This is a genomic window from Streptomyces sp. NPDC028711 (assembly GCF_055565415.1).
Window position 1 is genome coordinate 377,053 of sequence record NZ_JBVHUJ010000002.1, and the last position, 19,782, is coordinate 396,834.

General features: G+C 73.1%; 9 protein-coding genes. All 9 read right to left on the bottom strand.

All coding sequences use genetic code 11. The features are described from left to right. Positions 1-15: 15 nt before the first annotated feature. The 9 genes from ACZ4VK_RS07530 to ACZ4VK_RS07570 all read right to left on the bottom strand — a co-directional run bounded on the left by ACZ4VK_RS07530 (position 16) and on the right by ACZ4VK_RS07570 (position 19,676). A complete protein-coding gene (locus ACZ4VK_RS07530; protein WP_468349524.1) occupies positions 16-1,563 on the bottom strand; it encodes a patatin-like phospholipase family protein in 1,548 nt (515 codons plus the stop codon). Then, complete coding sequence (locus ACZ4VK_RS07535; RefSeq protein WP_468349526.1) at positions 1,560-3,248, bottom strand: GMC oxidoreductase; 1,689 nt, start codon at positions 3,246-3,248, stop codon at positions 1,560-1,562. The genes ACZ4VK_RS07530 and ACZ4VK_RS07535 overlap by 4 nt, the downstream gene beginning before the upstream one ends. A gap of 345 nt (positions 3,249-3,593) precedes the next feature. Further along, positions 3,594-4,412 carry an SDR family NAD(P)-dependent oxidoreductase gene (locus tag ACZ4VK_RS07540; protein WP_468349528.1) on the bottom strand — a complete coding sequence of 273 codons (819 nt, stop codon included), beginning with the start codon at positions 4,410-4,412 and terminating at the stop codon, positions 3,594-3,596. Positions 4,413-4,572: 160 nt separating this feature from the next. After that, positions 4,573-5,937 (bottom strand): Ig-like domain-containing protein, encoded by a 1,365-nt coding sequence (locus ACZ4VK_RS07545; RefSeq protein ID WP_468349530.1) that lies wholly within the window; start codon positions 5,935-5,937, stop codon positions 4,573-4,575. Positions 5,938-5,984: 47 nt separating this feature from the next. Then, positions 5,985-7,109 carry a WD40 repeat domain-containing protein gene (locus ACZ4VK_RS07550; protein ID WP_468349532.1) on the bottom strand — a complete coding sequence of 375 codons (1,125 nt, stop codon included), beginning with the start codon at positions 7,107-7,109 and terminating at the stop codon, positions 5,985-5,987. After that, positions 7,106-8,830 (bottom strand): hypothetical protein, encoded by a 1,725-nt coding sequence (locus ACZ4VK_RS07555; protein WP_468349534.1) that lies wholly within the window; start codon positions 8,828-8,830, stop codon positions 7,106-7,108. The genes ACZ4VK_RS07550 and ACZ4VK_RS07555 overlap by 4 nt, the downstream gene beginning before the upstream one ends. Before the next feature lie 2 nt (positions 8,831-8,832). Further along, positions 8,833-13,467 carry a hypothetical protein gene (locus tag ACZ4VK_RS07560; protein ID WP_468349536.1) on the bottom strand — a complete coding sequence of 1,545 codons (4,635 nt, stop codon included), beginning with the start codon at positions 13,465-13,467 and terminating at the stop codon, positions 8,833-8,835. Between the two features lie 12 nt (positions 13,468-13,479). Then, positions 13,480-17,013 (bottom strand): serine/threonine-protein kinase, encoded by a 3,534-nt coding sequence (locus ACZ4VK_RS07565; protein WP_468349538.1) that lies wholly within the window; start codon positions 17,011-17,013, stop codon positions 13,480-13,482. Continuing rightward, positions 17,010-19,676: a DUF6603 domain-containing protein gene (locus tag ACZ4VK_RS07570; protein WP_468349541.1), complete on the bottom strand. Its 2,667-nt coding sequence runs from the start codon at positions 19,674-19,676 to the stop codon at positions 17,010-17,012. Before ACZ4VK_RS07570 ends, ACZ4VK_RS07565 begins: the two co-directional genes overlap by 4 nt. Positions 19,677-19,782: the final 106 nt, after the last annotated feature.

Genomic DNA, 19,782 nt, shown 5'->3' on the forward strand with positions numbered 1-19,782 from the left:
TCGGCTCCTCCTCGGTCACAGCGGGGACCAGGGCAGGACGTTCTGCGCGTACACGTCCCACAGCTTGCCGAGGAAGAACTGCCCGAACCGTCCCAGGGTGGTCACCCTGCCGTGCAGCGTCGGCGCCTCGACCCGGAAGGTGGTGAGTTGCTGCAAGAAGTCGACGGGGCGGATGTGCACGCTTCCCGCGGCCACCGTCTGGGCTCCGGACTCCTCGTCCGCGTCGACGTGACCACGGAATATGTGCGTGTGGAGGACGGACGTGTCCTTCCAGATCCCCTGACGGGAGTCCTCGCTGACATCCTTGTACCCGCTGAGGGTGAGCCGGTGACCGGCCCGGTCGCTGAAGAACAGGCGGTAGCGCATCCGCAGGTGCTGCGGGTCGGAGTGCTCCACGAACAGGTGGAAGGTTCCGCGCTCGACCGGAAGTCGCCCGCCCAGCTCCTGGCAGAGGATCTCGCCGCGCAACTCGGCCTCGTGCTCGGGACCGGAGAGGAAGCGGTCCATTCCCCTGATGTCGACGGTCAGGTGCAGGGCGATGTCAGCGGCGGCGCCGCCCGCCGACGAGGCCGCCTGCCGGGCGTCGTCCTCCCCGAAGACGACACGGCCGACCATGCGTTCGGTGAAGCGCATGCGGGTCGGGTCGTCGGGCCGGCCGGAAGGTACTCCGGGCTTCCAGGAGATCCCCTGGTCCGTGCACCAGCGGCGCGCATGCTGGACTCCGAGCTCCACGGCCTGGGCGAAACGGTCCCTGCTGAAGTTGATGAGGTAGTTCAAGGGGACTTCGCCGCTCAGCAGCCGGACCTCGATCGGGCGCCCGAACTCTCCCTCCTCCCCGTTGCGGATGGCGGCGTTGCTGGCCTCGATCCGGCGCAGCCAGTGGTGCAGCCCGCCGTTGGCCGTCGTCTCGATGATGTGGAAGTAGTTGGCCACGAAGCCGTTGCGCCAGCGGTGCCTTCGGCTGACCGTCCAGATGATCCACAGTTCGTCGCAGCCCCGCCGGATCGCCTCCTCGACGTTCGCGTCGGTCAGATAGACCGGGTCGATGTACGTCTGTCCGTCGATGACGACCGGAGGGAACCACATGGGCAGCGCCACCCCGGCACAGAACCGGTCCTCGTCCATGCGGTCGGCGGTCACCGGCTCCAGTTCGTTGGTGCTGAAGTTGTAGAGGTTGAAGGTGGCTTCACGGTCGGTGGCCCGTATCCGCTCCCAGTCAAGACCCCAGTCCGGGAAGACGCGACGCCGGTAGCCGTCCAGGGTGAAGAGGGAACGGGCGTAGGGCCCCTTCCTCAGCTCGCGCCAGTTCGGGGTGACGCCCTTCAGCGGAGAGAGCGTGCGCCAGTTGTCCGCGATCTCGCGCCCGGACATCCCCTGGCAGTACATCGCGAGGTTGAACACGCCCCCACTGGCGCCGTCGGCGTGGTCGAACGTCAACTCGGCCTCGTCGAGCAGGACCTGGAGGACGCCGGCCTGGTAGGCCACCTTCAGCCCGCCGCCGGCGAGGAGGAGAGACCTGCGCGGGGGTCCGCCGCGGGGCGTGGTGCCCTGTCCGGTCGTCATGAGGGGCTCTCAGAGTTCTGCCGGTGGTCCTCGAGGATGCGGATCGCCGACCGGTCGGCCAGCGCCGCGATGGTGAGCGAGGGGTTCGGGCCGACGGGGCCGGGCAGCACCGAGCCGTCGGCGATCGACAGTCCCGGGTAGCCGTACACGCGGCCGAAGGAGTCCACCACGCCTTCCCTGGCGGTGTGCCCCATCGGAGCGCCGCCCACGGGGTGCACGGTGATGAGGCGGTTGAGCAACCACAGGGGATTCGCCGCGTAGCGTCCGCCGAGACTGCGCGACACGCGCTCCATGGTCGCGTTCATCTGGTCGAAGTACTGATCGGACGCGGCCAGTTTCCAGTCGAGGTCCAGATGCCCGTCCCGGAGGAACATCCGGCCGTTGGGGACGTCCCTTCCCATGCCGAGCAGCGGGAGGGACGTCGCGGTGAACAGCCCCTTGCCCATGGCGTCACCGAGCTGTCGTCCCACACGGCTGCGTGCGGTACCGGTCAGCTGCGACCAGCCGCGGCGCAGCAGGAACCTTCCGACGCGGTTGGACATGGTGAGGACGTTGTGCTCGACGAGCCAGTTGAGGAACTCCGGGTATCCGGCGTCCTCGATGTAGAACCCCCGGTCCCTGGCTCCGCTTCCCTTCCGGTCCACCCGCATCGCACTCGTGATGACCGGTCCGAAGCTCGGCTCCAGCAGGCGCGGCTCCGTCTCCCCCGGCCGGTCCTGACGCCCGTCCCTGGCTTTGAACACCAGCCCGAGGAAGTCCCCGTTCCCGGAGAAATGCGTACCAAGAGCCGGGCTGAGCGCCGGGAAGGCGCTGCGGTTCCGCAACAGCAGATACGTCGTGCCGAGCGTGCCGGCGGAGAGGACCAGCCGCCTGGCCCTGACGGTCCGCCGTACGGGAGGAGCCGACGGCTCCTCGTCCCCGGCCGCGCGGTGCTCGATGTACGAGACCTGGAAGCCCTCTCGTACCGGTTCGAACGAGCGGACCTCGCAGAGGGTCCGGATGTCAGCCCCGAGCCGGTCCGCGGCGCTGAGGTAGGTGAAGTCCATGCTGTTCTTGCTGCCGAAGTTGCAGCCCAGATCGCATTCGCCGACGAGCCTGCACGCATAACGCGGGCTGTGGTGCAGATTGTCCTCGCCGCCGTCGAGAGGGGCGCCGGGCACCGGGGGGTCCCCGAAGGAGACGGCCAGCAGCGGAAGTTCCCACGGAAGACCCAGCCGCTCGGCCGCCTGGCGCATGGCGAGGGTCTTGGGTGTGCTCCGGTAGGGCTCCACGTCGAAGGGGTATTTCCGCGCGCCCAGCGTGGTCTCGACGGAGAGGTAGTGCGGATCGAGGTCCTCATAGGTGACGGGCCAGTTCTCGTAGCCGCCGTCGAACGACTCGTGCACGAACCAGCTCTCCGGCTTGCGGATCAGCACGTTCGCGTAGATCAAGGACCCCCCGCCAAGACCACTGGACACGAGCGCGTCCATCTTCGAGAAGCTCCACATGTCGTACATCCCGTACAACCGGGAATCAGGGTCCCAGAAGTTCTTGGCCGCCTCGTGGGGGCTGCGGGGAAAGGACCCGGGCGGGAACGGCTTCCCTCTCTCGAGGACGCACACGCTCAGGTCGGCCTCGGCCAGACGAAACGCGGTGACGGACCCGCCGAAACCCGAACCGACGACGACGGCATCGAAAACGTCCACGCTCGCCACCTCTGGAGATCGGAGCCGGAACAGCGGCCTGACTTCTCCCTCGTCTGCGGCTGCCGCACGCGCGACCTCTCTCCATGGTTCACCCGCGTGTGGTGCAGCGCATGTCGAAGCGTCGGTCATCACCGGTCGGGGTGTTCGTGCGCCGACGCGGTGGGGACGGAGCCCTCGGCTGCCCACCCCAGGTGGAGGGGATTCCCTGGAGGTGGGGAGGGCCGTCACTCACCGCGGACCCTTTCATGGGTCTGGGAAGAGTGCTGGTCAGCGGCGTCTGCTGGATCTGCGCCGAGGCCCGGTGGCTCGCTCCCGAGCGTGCCGGCGCGCTCGCGGCGACGGCGGTCAGGCCCGCGGGGCGCGTGGCTCCAGCCGGAACTCGAAGCCGAGGGTGCCCGGGTCGAGTGCGGTCGCGCCGCCGTCGACGGTGAGCGTCGCGCCGTTCACGAACGAGGCGGCGGGCGACAGCAGCCAGGCGATGGCCTCCGCGACCTCGTGCGGCTCACCGGGCCGCCCGGCGGGCAGGACCCGGGTCACCTCCTCGTACGCCGCTTCCAGACCGTTCCCGTCCAGGCCCGCCTCGTCGGCGAACCGGTTCATTCGGCGGTCAGCCATGTCGGTGCGCACCCAGCTCGGGCACACGGTGTTGGCGCGCAGCCCCACGCCCCCGTAGTCGACCGCGAGCGAGCGGCACAGCTGGAGCAGCGCCGCTTTGGAGGTGGCGTAGGCGGCGTTCCCCACGCCGTTGCGCAGGGCGGACACCGAGGCCACCGCGACCACCGCGCCGCGGGCGTCGAGCAGATGCGGGAGCGCGGCGCGCAGCAGCAGGAACGGACCGGTGAGGTTGGTCCGCATGACCTCGTCCCAGTCCTCCAGGGTCACCTCGCCCACCCCGCCGCCCCGCCCGATGCCGGCGTTGAGCACCAGACCGTCGAGCCGCCCGTACGTGCCGACCACCGTCTCGACGAGCGAGGCCACGGCTGCGGGGTCCCCGATGTCCGACGGTACGGGCAGGGCGCCGATCTCCTCGGCGATCAGCCGCAGCGGCTCGGGGCGGCGCCCGGACACCGCCACCTTGTGTCCCGCCCGGGCCAACGATCGCGCGGTCGCGGCCCCGATCCCCGTTCCGCCCCCGGTCACCAGGTACACGCGCTCGTCCGCCATGTCCGCCGCCTCTCCCACGTCTCGTCCGCCGTCCCCGTCCCGGTGATCTTAGGCGCGCGCCCCTCCGGGGCCGGGCCGGCCGGCGAACCACCGCCGAGCGGCTGACGTCGCCGGCACTCACGTTGACGAAGCGTCCGCTGCCCGACGGCAGCGGCAAGAACTACGGGCCGGAGTCGCCCCGTTCTGCCCCGGCGGTCCTCAGGGTGTGCGTGCCGCCACGGACGTGCAGCGTCGTCGTGCTCGGGCGGTGCGCGTCGTCCCCTTCGTAGGCGACGACGATCTCCTGATCGCCCGTCGGCGGGGTCGGTGTGCGCAGCGTCGCCAGGCCCAGCTCGTCCACGAGGACCATGCCGAGGGACACCCCGTCCGCGGTGAAGGTGACCCTGCCCCCGGGCGCGGGCCCGCCGGGGACCGCCCGGGCGATGCGGACCGTGAGGACCGCGTATCCGTCGGTCGCGGTCGCGGGGGAGTCCTTCGGGGGCGAGGAGTACGAGCGGGTGTGGGGCGGGGAGACGACCAGGGTGCCGTCGCGGGTGACCCGGAAGCCGCTGCACACGCCGTGCGCGGTCCGTGGCTGGTAGCCGCTCGCGGGAGCGAGGACGGCGGTCAGTTCGCGGGCGTGACGGGGCGGGCCGTCGAGGTCCGCGAGGCCGACGAGGTCGCTGTCCGCGTCGGCGGCGCCCAGCGCCACGGGGAACCCGCCCACGACGAGGGTGCGCGTGCCGCGCCCCGTCAGGAACGTGTCGCAGGACGAGTCGTAGTCGACGTTCCCATCGGCGCGGACGGTGTACGAGAAGTCGGCGGCCAGACCGGGTGCGGTGTGGAAGGTGTACCCGGCGGAAGGGAGCAGCGTGAGCCGGTGCACGGTGTCCGGGGACATGAAGGAGCCCGTGCCCGCGTCGGGCACGCCGACCGGCAGCAGGCCGTGGGAGAGGGACCGGCCGTCGATGGTGACGGTGCGTCCCTGGATCGTGAGGGTGCTTCCGATGGCCTCGGCGACACCGGCTTCTGCGGCCTTCAGGGCGAGCCGGACCTGTCCCTCGGGCGTGACGGAGAAGGCGAGGGCGCCGACGGAGGTGCCGGCCTCGACCAGCAGCCGGTAGGTCGCGGACGGCAGCAGGAGCAACTCGTGGACGCGGTCCGAGGACAGCGGAACGGCGCCCGGCAGCTCCGGCGTGAGCGGGTGGTCCAGGGCCCTGGCGTCGATGGTGACCGGCACGCCTCGCACGGTGAGGTGGTGCCCGCCGCGGCCGGCGAGGAAGGCGTCGTGCTCGGGTGCGAAGTCGAGGGTGCCGTCCTCGCGTACGTCGAAGGTGACGGCGGCCGTCGTGGCGTCGCCCAGACGCAGCCGGTAGTCCGTGCCTGCGGGCAGCGCCACCTCCGGCGGCGGTACGGCGGCCCCGTCGACGAGGCCCTCCCAGGCTCCGGCTCCGGCTCCGGCTCCGGCTCCGGCTTCGGACCCGTCCCGGAAGACCGCGACGAAGGGGAACGTCAGCTGTGAGGTGTCGATGGTGATGGACGGCATCGGCTCTCCCGAGAAGGGGCGGACGGGGCGGGGCATCGGAAAGCGGCTCAGAACGGTGTGGTGCCCTGGATCTCCAGGCGTGGCACGGTCTCGATCCGGGTCAGTGCGCGGGCGGGCCGCAGCGGCACGCCGGTGACCCTTTCCCACCGCTGCAGCCGCCGGTCCCAGCCGCCCGTCAGGAGCTCGGTCTCGTCCCTTGTCGTCGTCATGGACCAGATGACGGTCGCGTGCGCGGGCAGGACCGCACCGATGCGCTGTCCGGTGCGGTCCCAGCGGTGCAGGGTGCCGTTCGAGCAGGCCGCCGTGATCTCGCCGTCCTCCGTGAGCAGCACGCACCGCACCGGCGCCCCCGCCGTGAGCGGCGCCCCGACGGGCCGGTCCGCACCGCGGTCCCATCGGCGCACCCTGCCGTCCAGGCCGCCGGAGGCGAACTCCCGCCCGTCGGGGTGGATGGCAAGTGCCTGCACCGGACCGTCGTGGCCTCGCAGCGGCTCGCCGAGCGGTGTGCCGACGGTACGGTTCCAGCGCCGTACGGTGCCGTCCTGGCCGGCCGTGACAATCACCTCGTCATCGGGGGTGAGGGCCAGCGCACGCACCGCGCCGAAGTGTCCGCGCAGCGGTTCGCCGCGCGGGCTCCAGGTCGTCCGCTCCCACCGGCGGACCGTGCCGTCCCGGGAAGCGGTGACCAGTTCGTCGCCGTCGTGAGTGCGGGCGAGGCCGAGGATCGGTGCCGCGTGGGCGGTGAAGCGGGCGGTGAGAGGCGCGCCGGTCGGCCGTTTCCAGCGCCCCAGCTCGCCGTCGGCGCCCCCGGTGACGACCTCCTGGTCATCGGGCGTCAGCACCATTCCCCAGATGGTGCGCTTGTCGTGCAGGCCGAACGGACCGGCCAGTTGCCGCCCGGTCAACCGGTCCCAGCGGAACATCTGCCCGTACGCGTCCGTGCCGACGATCTCCGCGTCGTCGGCGGTGAGGGCGATCACTGTTACGTCCGTGCGGATGTCGAACCCGGACCCCTCGATCCGGGACCCTTCGATCCGGGATCCCTCGATCCTGGGCCCGTCGATCCCCGACGCCCCGGTCCCGAAGCGCGCGGTCAGGTGTCCTTCGGTTCCGGCGTCCTCGGCGCGGATCCGTCCCAGCCGGGGGAGCGGGCTGCCCCGCCCCGCGTTCACCGCCGCTCCTTCGGTGGTACGGCTCCGTCGAACGCGAGGGCGCTGGAGGCCTCGCCCCGCCCGGCGCGCACACGGCGGCCCACCCACTGGAGGACCCGGCCGTCCTCTCCGCGTGCCACCACCGGCACGCGGGTGACGGTCACTCCCGACCGGGGGATCTCCTCGTCGCGGAACGACACCCGCTTCACCTCCGGTTCCAGGATCTGGCCGACCGCCTTGACCTGGGGGAGCCGATCGCCGTTCGCCGTGAAGCGGGGAATCTGCCCGCGGCGCAGGCAGACGGCGGCCGATCCCGCCTCAAGGGGCACCGGTACGAGCGGGATCCAGTGCGCCGGTACGGGGGTGAGGAGCCGGTAGGCGAGCGCCGCCGGGTCGGTCGGTGGCACCTGCGGGTCCGCGTCCGGTGGTTCGTCGGCGCGTACCCGTGGTCTGCCGGTGGCACTCTGCACGACGCGTTCGATCGCGAACCCCAGGTTGGCCATCTCGTCGCGGGCGAACAACACTTCCTCGACAGGCGCGCCCTCCAGCCGAGCCGAGGCGGTCGGCAGCAGCGGCAGCAGCGGCGGCCCGGGCTTGCCGTCCTGGGCGTTCGTCAGCCGGAACACGGACCAGGCGTCGTGCTCCGCCGGTCCGACCACCGTGGTCTCCTCGAAGGTGTCGACGACCGTGAGCGCGGCGATCCGGTGGAGCGCGCTCGTGGCCAGTTCGAGCGGGATCATCCAGTGGTCGTTGCCGTAGATGTTGGCGAACTCGACGACGAGGAGCCGGGCCAGGTCCGGCGCCCCCGCCCCGACGGCGGGCAGATTGACCCGCGCGTCCTCGAACTCCCACCAGCGGTCCGCCGGCATGCCCGGATACGTGACCCGGGTGGGGAGTACACCCTTGGCCGTGCCACCGGTCGGCGCGGGCAGCGGCGTCGTACCGGCGTCGAGGTCGAAGTGGTACGCGTCGGCGGCGCCCCCGGTGAACTCGGGGGCTGTCAGCGTCACCGTCCGGCCGCCCGGCTCGGCCGTAACGGCGAACCGGTGCTCGAGCCGCTCCCGGGCCCAACTCGACGGCGCCGGTGGCCCGTACCGCTCGGCGAACCATTCCAGCCAGAGCTCCGCCGCCCTGTCGAACGCGGACTGCTGCGTCCCGGAGAGCCCCGGAGGCCGCCAACCGCCGTCCAAGTGACCGGCGAGCGCGACCCCGTCGGGTACGCGGCCCGCGAGCACCTCGCGTAGGGCCCGCCCGCCCGGGTCGCGTCGGAGCGGATCCTTCTCCGGCTGCGCCGGCGGCCCGGGCAGCGGTGCCTTCGCCAGCACTTCGGCGTCGATCTGCTCCAGGACGCCGTCCGACAGGCTCTGGGTGCGCAGCGTGTCGAGGAAGCGCCGACCGGCCCGGGCGGAGGCCCGCAGGGGCAGCGCCTTCACGGCCTCGCCGGGCGCGCCTCCTGCCTCCGCGAGGAACTCCAGCGGTACGCCCTTCGCCAGGGGGACGTCCGCCCCGGTACCCGTCGGTCGGAACGCGTCGAGCGGAGTGCTCTCGGTGGTGATCTCGCACCACACCGGCGAGCCGCCGTCCTCGCCCGCGAACTCCGCCAGCTGCCACTGCCGGGCGAGCATGAACAGCGGGTCGGCCACCCGGGCGGCCAGCGACTCGTCGAGCTGCCCGCCGGTGCCGCTCGGCCGGACCACCGGCTCCAGGCGGTGGTACTGGTTGAAGGCCATGACGTCGAACATCGTCAGGACTCCTTCTTGATCAGCTGCTTCATCACGTCGGCCAGGTCCGGCCGTTTCATGATGTCGAGCAGGTGTACCGAGGGCTGTGTCGCGATCGCCCCCTCGGGCAGATACGCGGCCGGCAGGTAACGCCCCAGCCAGCCCAGCGCGTCCAGGTCCACGAGCCGCAGCTTCGCCAGGTCGAACGCCTCGTGGACGGTGGCGGCCAGCACGTCCGGAGTCCAGGGCGCCCCGACCACCGGCGGCACCGCGACCAGCACCGCCTGCGGAGCCCGCGCACCGGGGGCGTCGTAGTGGAACGTGACGCCCGCCGTGTGCTGCTGAGTGGGGATCAGCTCCGCCCACGCGTCGACGACGAGCACGGCGGCCTTGCCCGTTCCGAGCGGCTTCGCCGGGCCGTGCACCAGCAGGCCGGTGGCCGGCTCGTCCTCGTCGGTGGGTTGGCGCAGGGCACCCACCCACCGGTCGCCCGGGGTGAAGGGCACCTGTCCGATCCGCAGGGCGTAGCCGGTACCCGTCGCCGCGGCACCGGTGTGCAGCAGCAGATCCGCCAGGGCGCCGGTGCCGGGTCGCACCGTGCCCATCAGTTCCGCCCAGTCGCCCGGCACCAGCCGGTCCTCGCCGCCGCGGTCGAGTCCGGGGCCGAACGAGGCGTCCAGCGCACCGGTGGCGGGCGCGGCCGACCGGCCCACGGCCCGGAACCCGGGTCCGAACACCGTCTCCAGGACCTCGGCCGCGGCCCCCGGTCCGCCCTCCGCGGTCCGCTGCTCGGCGAGCCGGATCCGCTCCTTCGCCTCGCGCAGGGCGGCGACCAGCTGGTCGGCCCGCTCGTCGGCCGGTCCGGCCGGCGGCCCGGTCACCCCGTAGGCGGCGAGGTTCTCCAGGTCCGCCGCGTCCACCGCCGCCCGCAGACCCGTGAGGGCCTTCTGCGCGCGGTCCGAGAACTCCGGGTCCGTGGTCGGCGGCGGCGGATTGTCCGCGGCTGCCAGGTCAGCCGTGGTGCCGGGCCGGGCCGCCGCGAGCACGGCCGCGACCGCCGCACCGAGCACCTCCACCTGCGTGATGTCCACGGTGGTACGGGTCCAGCCCGAGGCCTGGCCGGGGAGCAGGACGGGGACGGCGTCGTCGGGCACGCTCGACGGCTGCTGGGGCTGGAGCGCCCGCTCCAGGACGGTCCGGAGCCGGCCCGCCGCGGCGAGCGCCACCACGTCGAGGGCGCAGTGCCGGATGAGCGGCCACGTGTGCTCGGTGACCGTGCCTGTGCCCGTTCCGGCTTCCTGGCCGGGCCGCAGCCACTCGGCGCGCAGCTTGATCCGGGGGGTGGCCCCGAGTTGGTGGCCGGCCCAGGTGTCGAGCAGGGGTTCGGCCTCGGCCCTCGGCCGTGTCGTCTGCTGGGTACCGTCCCAGCCCGCCGCGCGGGGCGAGCCCTCCGGGACGACGACGAGGACCCGGTGGTTCACCGGGACGCCGCGCCGCGGCGTGTCGAGCACCTGGGGCCGTGGTGGCGCCTGCCCGCCCGCGGCGAGGGAGTCCAGCGTGGCACCGGCGCGGTCCGGATTGCCCTGGGTCAGCTGGTGGACGCTCTCGGCGAGCAGCAGGTCCCCGACGGCGTCGAGGTCCTCGCTGAGCGCGGCCAGGTGGCGCCGTACGGCTCCTTCCTCGTCGGCGGTCATCGGCGGGCCGCCCGCGTTCGCCCGCAGATGCGTGACGACCTGGTTCGCGGACACCCCGGCCAGACGTGCGCCGTCCGTGACGTCGTGGGCACCGATGAACTCCTGCGCTCCCGCGGCCGGGTGCTGGACGCTCTGCACAGACCACTTGGCCCGCAGCGGAGCGATGAACCGATCCAACTCCAATGGCGCGTCCGACAGTTCCCGTTCGTCGTGCAGCCGCCGTTCGAGCCGGTAGCCGAGCAGGGCCCCCAGCGGCTGACCCTGGGCGACACCGTCGAGGACGGTCATGGCCACCCGCATCCGTCGGGAGGACAGGTCGACCGCGAAGGCACCGGCATCGCCGGGGTGCGACAGATTGCCGCTGTGCAGGACGGCCGCGGTGGCGGCCTGCGGCAGCGAGGGCGCGAGCACCCAGCCCCGGCTGCGCGGCACGCTGACGGGAGTCAGGTCCTCCACCCAGCCGTACGCGCCCAGCTGCACCCCGGTCGGGCGGCGGCCCGGCAGGCGTAGCGCGTGCAGGCGGGCGGTGGCGAGGGATCCGATCCAGGCGTCGAGCCGGTGGGAGACCAGATCGAGGCACTCGCCGAGCAGCCGCTCCATGGCGGCGAAGGGATCCTCTTGTCGGCCCTGCCAGGTCTTCACCCGGCCGGCCAGGTACTGCAGGGCGGCGTCGATCTCCGCCAGGCGCACGCTCCAGGGCCGCTCCGTGCCCAGCAGGCCGAGGACGCCGTTGCGCCGGGTCGCCGCCTCGAAGACCTGTCCGGCCATGGAGGCACGAGCGTCGAGGATGGTCCGATACACGGTCGAGCCGCGATCGGTCCCGCCGTCCGCGACGGTCGTGGGCGCGGACAGCGCCATGATCTTGCCCAGGGTGAAGGGCCGGGCGAGCAGCTTGGCGCTGGTGAGGGTGTTCAGCTCGCGCGCGGGGTTGAGCAGGGCATCGGCGAACCGAAGCCGCGGCCAGATCGCGTCCGGGTCGCGGACTCCGGAGGCGGCCCGTCCGTACTCCAGGTTCGCGGTGTGCCGCAGCAGCGCCTCCAGGAGGGTGCGCGCCTCCTCCTTGCGGACCGTGAGCTTGAGCAGCTCGAAACGCTCGACGACGGCGTTGAGGAAGCCGATCAGGTCGTCCGCCGGGTCGGTTCCTTCGGGCAGCTTCGCCGGACGGACGTACGGCAGCCACAGCCGGGTGGCCGCGCCGTTGATCTGGTGGCTGATCCTCGGCCGGTAGCCGATGCCCAGCGCGGCGTTGAGCGCCTGGGAGTGCCGGTCCTCCGGGGTGTCGCCCACGCAGTACCCGGTGCCGCCGAAGCTGATGCCGCTCAGGCTGAGCGAGACGTCCTTGAAGCAGGCCAGGAGCCCGCCCTGGACGGAACGCACCGACACCGTCCGCGACACCGGCGCCATCCCGAGGGCGCGCAGCACGTCACGTTCCGGCTTGGGCAGGGTGAGGGTCTCCCCGGGCTGGTCGGGGCCGCCGACCCGGGGCAGGGAGTCGACGCCCACCTCCCAGAACGGGCGCAGCACGCCGAGGACGCGGTGCAGCCCCTTCAGGCCCGACGGCTCGTGTCCGTCCGGCTGCCAGCGCGCGGTGGCGGTGACCGGCAGCACTCCGTACGGCTGTCTGCCGACCCGCAGCACGGGGAGCGGCCCGCGGGCCCGTACGTTCTCGTAGTAGTGGCGGCGTAGCCAGGACCGGTCGACCGTGAGCTCCGTACCTCCCCGGTCCTTCTCCAGGAGCTCGTCGAGGTAGAAGTCGCCGGTGGCGCTCCACAGGGCCATCTGCAGGGCGCGCGCGTCGGCCTGCTCCGGCTCGTCGGCCCCGGGCAGGGCCGTGAGCGCGGACACCGGAAGGCCGAACGCGGCCGCGAGACGGGAGCAGTTCGCCCACGCGTCGGGCGTCGCGGCAGGGCCGGAGGCGCCGAGCAGCCGGTCCACGTCCGGGGGCGGCGGCGCGGAACCGGCCTCGTCCCGGGTGTTGTTGGTCGCCGTGCCCTGCCGCACGAACGCCGCCTCGCCGTCCCCGTCCCGGCCGGCCAGCAACTGGGTGAGCCGCCCCGCTGAGGCCTCGGGGTCGAGGGAGCCGGACACACCGAACGCGACGACCCGGGTCAGCAACGGATCCCGGGACGGCTCGTAACCGTCCCGGTTCAGCAGCACGGTGACGGCGAGCCCCTTCTTCTCGGCCTCGCAGAACTTCGTCAGCCAGCGCAGCTCCGGGTCGAGGTGAGGTTCGCCCTCCTCGGGCGTCGCGTCCGGGTCGGGCCCGACCTGCACGACGTCCGGGACCGGCTTGCCCTCCTGCTCGCCGACCACCACCTCGCCCTGGTACGCCCGGACGACGAAGAGGTCCGGCAGGGTCGAGGCGGTCGCCGCACGGTTCCAGCCCCGCCCGCGGACCGGGACCTCCGGCCAGGACGGCTCCGGATCCGGAGCGGAGTCGGGCAGCGGTGACGGAGGCCGGGTGTCCGAGACGGGGGTGAGCAGACGCACGAGCCAGCGCGCCCGCTGCGCGCCGACGGCGCCGGCCAGCTGTCCCCAGGCGGCGAGGAGCAGCCGTGCCCGGTCCCCGTCCGCGTTGTCGCTGCGGCCGGCCCGCCACACCGTCCGCCAGTAGCGGCGGCCCTGCTGCACCTCGCCCGCGGTGGGGTGCGGCTCGTGCGACTCGACATGGATGTCGTCGGGGAAGATCCGCACGAGAAGCTTGTCCTGGGCGCCGTCCCTCCGCACCCGGGTCTCCAGCCGTACGGGCAGGAGCACCAGGGGCACTTCGGGATCCAGGCCGGCGAGCAGGGGGGCGAACCCCCTCCCGGCGAAGGTGCGCACGCCCTCGTCCAGGGAGCCCCGGGCCGTGCCGAGGCGGGTGAAGGCGGCCTGCCGGTCGGTGGCGGTGGCCCGGGAGCCGAGGAGCGCACGGTGCTCCTCGGCCTCGGCCACGGCCCGGCGCAGTGCGCCGAGATCGGTCATGTGTCGTTCTCCTCAGGGGGACAGGAGTCGTGCGGCCGGCAGGACGACCCTGACGGGCTGCTGGAAGCACTGGCGGGCGGTACCGGCGGCGCTCGTGCCCCAGACGAGACCGTCGTGGGCGACGTTGGTCCGCAGGTGGCCCGGGGCATGGGTCGCGGCCAGAAAGGCGTCCTTGGAGTCGAACAGATGACTCCAGTCGAGGTTGTTCCAGTCGTCCGCCGTGCTGGGGGTGTTGGGCGGTGGGGCGTAGGGGCGGCCCCAGACCCCCGGCGACGGAGGGTCGGTGAGTGCGTTGTCCGGGGGGTCGTCGAGCCCGAACCGGGGCTCTGTCGGCTGCTCCGCGATCACGAAGCACCAGGGCGAGGCGAGGAGTTCGGTCTTGGTGAGGTCGAAGCCGATCATGGCCGTGTCGGGATCCAGGCCGCCACGGAAGAGCGGATGGCGGGCCGCGGCCTCGTTCGGTTCGGTGCCGATCAGCGGAGCCGCGTAGATGATCGCACCGGGGTAGCGGCGCAGCAGGGCGCTGCGCAGCACCAGCACGACCCGGTCGGGCGGAGCGGTCAGATGGGCCCCGAGCGTCAGGTCGCGCTGCCACGTGTGCAGCGGCGGCAGATCCGTCGCCCACCCCCAGAACGACGCGAAGTACGTGCCGCGCTGGTCGGTCGGGTACTCGCGCCAGCGCAGTTCGCGCGCGAACTCGTGGTTGGCGCCGACCATGTACGCGGCGACGAAGGAGGCGTTGGTGAGGGCGAGCACCGCCGTGTCGGCCGGAATGTGCTGGAGACCGGCGAACATCCACTCGTTGGACTGCGCCGACAGCGGCGGCCACATGGGGTCGCCGAAGGCCGGCGCCCATTGCACCGGAACGTCCGGATCGGTGCCCACGGGCCGCTCGACGAGGGTGTCGACGACGGCGGGGACGGTGACGGCGGGGTCCGTCAGATCCACGATCTTCTGCTGGGCCTGCAGGGCCGGGAACGGATCCCGTGGCGGGACCGGCGGCGCGTGCGAGGGCCCGAGCCCCCGGTCGTGCGCCTGGACCACCATGTCCTTGACGTCCTCGGGGCGGGTGTCGAGCACGGCCGGGGCGGGCAGCAGATCGCTCTGCTTCGCCAGCGGGCCCGGGTGCGTGAAGACGCCGAGGCCGAGGCTGCCGGTGGTGTGCCACGTGTCGACGAGGCGTTGGAGGCCGTCGGCCGTCCACGGTTCCTGTTCGGGGCCGGGTCCCTCGCCGGTCACCCGGAGCTCGCCGGAGCAGTCCGCCCACCAGAGCTCGGTGGTCGGGTCGGCGTCGCACCAGTCCCAGCTGCCCGGGCAGCCGCCCCGGAACGTGCCGTGGTGGTCGGCGGACTGCCAGGTGCCGGTGAAGACGCCGTCGGAGCTGATGTTCTCCGGGCTCCAGGTGCCGGTGCACACGCCGCGCCAGGTGCCGTGCTCCGTGCCGGACTCCCAGGTGCCGGTGTACAGGGCGATCCACGTGGGGTCGCCGCCGTCCTGCCCGGCGTTGTTGCTCCAGGTGCCTTCGTAGGCGCCCTTCCAGGCGCCTGACCGCCCGGCGCCCATGTCCCAGCTGCCGACGCACTGCCCTCGCCAGTGCCCCGCGGGATCGCCGGCCCCCTCCCCGTCCCAGAGCCCGTCGAACGCACCGATGAACCGGCCCGGTGCCGGGAGGGCGGCGGACGCGTCGGAGAACAACCCCAGTCCGGCCGGACCGCTCCGGCCGCTGGGGAAGACCAGGTCGCCGTGCGGGGTGACCTTCGACAGCGCCAGGAAGTCCTCGGGGACCGCGACCTCGGGCAGCGCCGAGAGCCGGAAGGCACGGTTGAGCGAGACCGCGGCGAGCGGGCGGGTCGCGGCGAGCTGCTCGGTGGTGACCGTGCGCTGCACGGAGCGCCGGGCCGCCTCGGTCGCCACCTGCCGCCAGGCGTCCGGTGCCCCGTCCTCGGGCGCGAACGCCTTGCGTACCGCGGCGAGCCGCTCCGTGGCCACGACGCGCTCAGGTGCGACGGTGAAAGCCACCGCGCCGTCCGGATCCCGCCGGGGCACCGCCAGGCCGGTGGGGGAAGCGGCGACGGAGGCGAGCACGGTGGCGAACGGCGGCTGCGGATCGTTCGCCGCCCGCCCGGCGATGAGGCCAATCCGCCGGCTGAGCACGCCCATCGGGCGCACCGCGCGGTGGAACTCCACGGTGGTCATGGCGTTCGGCAGCAGACTCGCCCGGATCGACGACCACAGGGTGGTGTCCGCGGTCAGCGCGAGACGGCTCTGCAGGGGAGTGGCCAGGCGCAGGACCTCGTCGGCGGAGAGCGGCCGTACGTGCCGCAGATGCAGCCGGCCGCCGACCAGCCGGGCGAACCGAGCCAGGTCAAGCAGCCGGTTGGCGGCCCGTACGTCGGCGAGCTGGCGCCACGCCGAGGCCATGAGCCGCTCCTGGTCGGCCTGCACGGCCCGGGCACCGAGTCCGGCGGCCACCCGCCAACGCGGGTCGAGGTTCAGGATGTCGACCCAGCCCGACGATGCCGGGACCGCCCCCTTCCGCAGTGCGTGGAAACCGCCGTACAGCGGCGGCAGGACGTCGGGGTCCTCGTCACCCGTGCCGTCCCCCAGTGGTACCAGCGCCTTCGCGAGCCGCTGCTGCCACGTGGCGCTCGCGGCGCCGACCGGCCACGGGTCGCGCGCCGGGGCGTTCGGATCGCGCAGCGCGCTCTCCACCTCCTGGACGACCGGCCCGGGGCCGGTCGCGAAGAGCCCGGGCCGGCTCACGTCGAGCGGTCGCCGGCCGGCGTTCGGAGGCAGCGGGCGGGCCCGGAGCCGGTCGGCCAGCGTCTCGAAGTCGCCGCCCTCGCCGGTGGAGAACGTCCAGGAGAAGTAGACGGGCAGTTCGCAGCGGGCCCCGGAATTCCAGGCGGGTGCGAGATTCCCGCCGGCGACGTCCTTGCCGAGCCCGGCCAGGCGTCCCACCTCGAAGGAAGGGACCAGACAGGCGGTGTAGCCGGTGTGCGGCAGCAGCCGGCGAGGAGCGAGCAGCCGGGCGACCGACCGGCGGGGGTCGGTCTCGTGGCCCGGGAGGGTCTGGGCGTGGGCCCACAGGTGCAGGGAGGCCGGATCGGGCAGTTCGGTCCCGTCGACGCGGAGCACGGGCAGCGCGACACCGGGCTCCCGCTGCGGCCGGCCCGCCGCGAACGGTACGCAGACCAGGGAGAGCCAGGGCCGCAGGGCGCCCGTCGGTCCCGGCGCCAGCGGGGTGAACAGCCAGGGCAGTTCGGCCCGTTCGAACTCCAGCATGGGGAACTTGGTGGTCTCCGCGTCCGGTGTGCCGGGCAGCGGGAACACCCGCACGATCTCCTTGGGATCGACCGCCCGCACGTCGCCCGGCCCGTACAGCCGCAGTGGCGGGACCGGAACCGGCTGCGAGGGACGGCCGTTCACCGAAGCGTCGGCCGCGAGCGAGCCCCGTACCGGGAGCGTGTTGACCAGGGTGTCGGGGTCGGCCAGCGAAGCGGAGGCTCCGGCCCGCTCCCAGGACGCGAAGGTGTACGTGGTCATGGCCTCACCTCGTGTGCGGGCACGACCTGGTGCAGCGCGGACCGGCCCGACACGGTCTTCAGCTGGGCGGTGGCATCGGTGAAGGTGGTCGTCCGGAGGAACCCGCCGGCTTCCTTGAGAGTGCCGGTGTCCACGATCGCGTACGCCCGTTCCTTCAGGACCGACGTGATCGGCGGAGCCACGTACCGGCTGCGCAGTTCGTGTACGAGGCTGCGGCCGACCGCCCCCAAGGGCAGTGCGGCCGTCAAGGCGGCATCGCTGATCACCCAGCGCGCACCCGGGGTGAGGACGGTGCCGCCGAGCCACTTGGTCTCGTACTCCACCGGCACCGAATAGCGGGGGGCGGTCGCCGAGGACGCGGGAGGGATGAACTCGCTGCCCGAGCGCAGCCGCTCGAAGGCGGGCTGGGTGAGCTTCTCGTCGTCGGTGAGATCGAAGAAGTCGGCCCGGGCGAAGTCCTCCTCGACGGGCTTCACGACGCCCGCCCCGGCGGAGAAGCCGACCGTCACGCCGAACGTGGTCGCCACCGGGAGCCGGCCCGGTCCGAACCGGACCACCGGCGTGTCCAGCGGAACCGTCCGCTGGCTGAAGCGGAGTCGGCCGAGCGGGTGCAGCAGCCTTCCCCCGGCGTCGTCGGAACGCAGCGACACCATCGTACGAGCCCCCTCCGGCAGGACGGGCTCCCAGCTCCGGGGGTCCTTCACCGCCTGCTCAAGGAGCCGGCACACGTCCGGGGGCGGCGGGGCCTTGGCCTCGCCGGTGCAGTTCCAGCGTTCGTTGAACGGGAAGCTGACGTCGAAGAAGAGGAAGGACACGCTGGCCCGGCCGGCGACGTTCCAGCAGGGCGTCGGCCCCTCCACGTGGACCCGCAGCCCGACCGAGCACAGGGTCTCCCCGGCGAAGCGCAGCGCGAAGGAGCCGCCGAGGTCGAGCATCACGCCGAAACTCGGCTCCCAGCGCACCAGGGCGTCGAAGGAGAGCCGCCCGGACACACCGGTGCTGCGGGAACCGATGACGGCGGAGAGCTCGGCGCCCGCCTGGACGGTGCCGGGGGTGAGGGCGAAGTAGCCGGTGAAGACGATCCGCAGCAGCGGGTTGTCCGCGATGGGGATCGTGAGGCGCTTCGGCGTCGGGAACCCCGCCGGCGGGGTGAACCGGGGGTGGAAGCCACCGGCGCTCAGGATGAAGGTCGCGTCCTGCCCGCTCTTGGCGCGCAGCGCGAGACCGCCGTCGATCGAGGAGGTCAGCAGTCGGGAGCCCGCCAGGCTGGCATTGATCTCGACCAGCCCGTTCGCGGCGTCGACGACACCCGCGACCGAGGCCCGCAGATCGAGGACCGGAGCCTGCGGGGCGGGCAGAGCGACCCTCAGTCGGCCGAGGATCCCCACGACACCGCTGGGCAGCTCCAGGACCACCCCGACGTCCGCGGTGAGGAAGGAGACCGGGCGGCCCCAGCCGAGCCGGAACATCGGGCCCACGACCGTGCTTCCCGCGCGGGCGGGGAAGACCGCTCCCAGCGAGGCCAGGATGCGCGGCGCCGCTGCGGCCGCGTCCGCGGGGAAGAGCAGGTCGTCCAGATGACCGGACTGGACGGCCTCCGCGAGGCCCGCCCGGTCGAGGGCACGGCCGATGCCGAGCAGACCACCGACGGCGTTCAGCGTGAAGGCGAGGCCCAGTTCGATGGCCGGGGTGAACTCGGCGCTCATCGCCACCAGGACGGACACCGGACGGGTGTCCAGGATCCCGAAGGCCCGCACCTCGATGACGCCGAGGCTGAGCGACAGCGCCCCCCGGTACTGGCCGTCGTGTTCGGCGAGGAACCCGCTGCCCTTGGCCGGGCCGACGGCGAGGGTGAGCCCGAGGCCCTTCGGCGGCACCGGGGACGCCGTGTACCCCGCCCCGGACGGGCGGACCTCAAGGCCCGCTCCGTCCACCGCCGCGTCCGCGAAACCGAGCAGCGACGCCCGGAAGGACGTGTCGAGCCGCAGTCCGCCGCCCTGGGCGGACACGTACAGGGAGGGTGCCCGCAGCCCGGACGGCGTCCCGCTCAGGGGGATCGCGATCCCCCTGCCGCTACCGCCCCCGTCCAGGCGCAGTCCGCCCTTGCCGAGCGTGGCACCCAGACGGCCCCTGAGGGCGAGGCCACCGGGGACGAGGAGCTTCAGCAGCGCGTGGTCGGTGAGCGCGAGGTCGACGCCGTCGGCCCGGAAGGTCAGCGAGGAGGTATCGGGCGCGGCGGACGGCAGGGAGACCACGAGACTGACCCCGTCGCGCACGGAGAGGCCGGGCACGAGGGGGAGTGCGCCGGTCAGGACGAGGGAGAGGTCGATCTTCGCAGGCAGGGCCTGCACCAGGGGCTTCCCCACCGTGCTCTGGTTCGCCGTGAGGACCTGGTCGATGGCCAGCGTCCATCCCGGCGGGGTCTGCCTGGCGGCCGTGCGCAAAAGGTCGACGAGGACCGGCCACAGATCGCCGTGGGCCCCCACGTGCGGCAGGGCGAACCGTACGAGCAGCGCGTCGGCGGTCAGCGCGTCACCGGGAAGCCCGAGCGCCCGCGCGAGGGGCGTTCTGCGGGCGGGCGGGTCGAGCTCGGCCAGGACCGGGAGCACCGGGTCGAGCCCGGCTCGGAGTTCGGCCGCCAACTGCGGCAGTGGGCTTGTCATCAGCGGGCCGTGGGGAGATGGGGGACGTTCATCTGATCGGCGCCGTTCTCCGCCCACGGGTCACCGGGTGGCTCTGGCACCGGGGCGGATGGGGATCGGGAACGCC

Excerpts from the sequence above, each read along its gene's own strand:
- ACZ4VK_RS07570 (WP_468349541.1), bottom strand. The coding sequence starts at position 19,676 with ATGACAAGCCCACTGCCGCAGTTGGCGGCCGAACTCCGAGCCGGGCTC.
- ACZ4VK_RS07540 (WP_468349528.1), bottom strand. The coding sequence starts at position 4,412 with ATGGCGGACGAGCGCGTGTACCTGGTGACCGGGGGCGGAACGGGGATC.
- ACZ4VK_RS07565 (WP_468349538.1), bottom strand. The coding sequence starts at position 17,013 with ATGACCACGTACACCTTCGCGTCCTGGGAGCGGGCCGGAGCCTCCGCT.
- ACZ4VK_RS07545 (WP_468349530.1), bottom strand. The coding sequence starts at position 5,937 with ATGCCGTCCATCACCATCGACACCTCACAGCTGACGTTCCCCTTCGTC.
- ACZ4VK_RS07555 (WP_468349534.1), bottom strand. The coding sequence starts at position 8,830 with ATGTTCGACGTCATGGCCTTCAACCAGTACCACCGCCTGGAGCCGGTG.
- ACZ4VK_RS07530 (WP_468349524.1), bottom strand. The coding sequence starts at position 1,563 with ATGACGACCGGACAGGGCACCACGCCCCGCGGCGGACCCCCGCGCAGG.
- ACZ4VK_RS07560 (WP_468349536.1), bottom strand. The coding sequence starts at position 13,467 with ATGACCGATCTCGGCGCACTGCGCCGGGCCGTGGCCGAGGCCGAGGAG.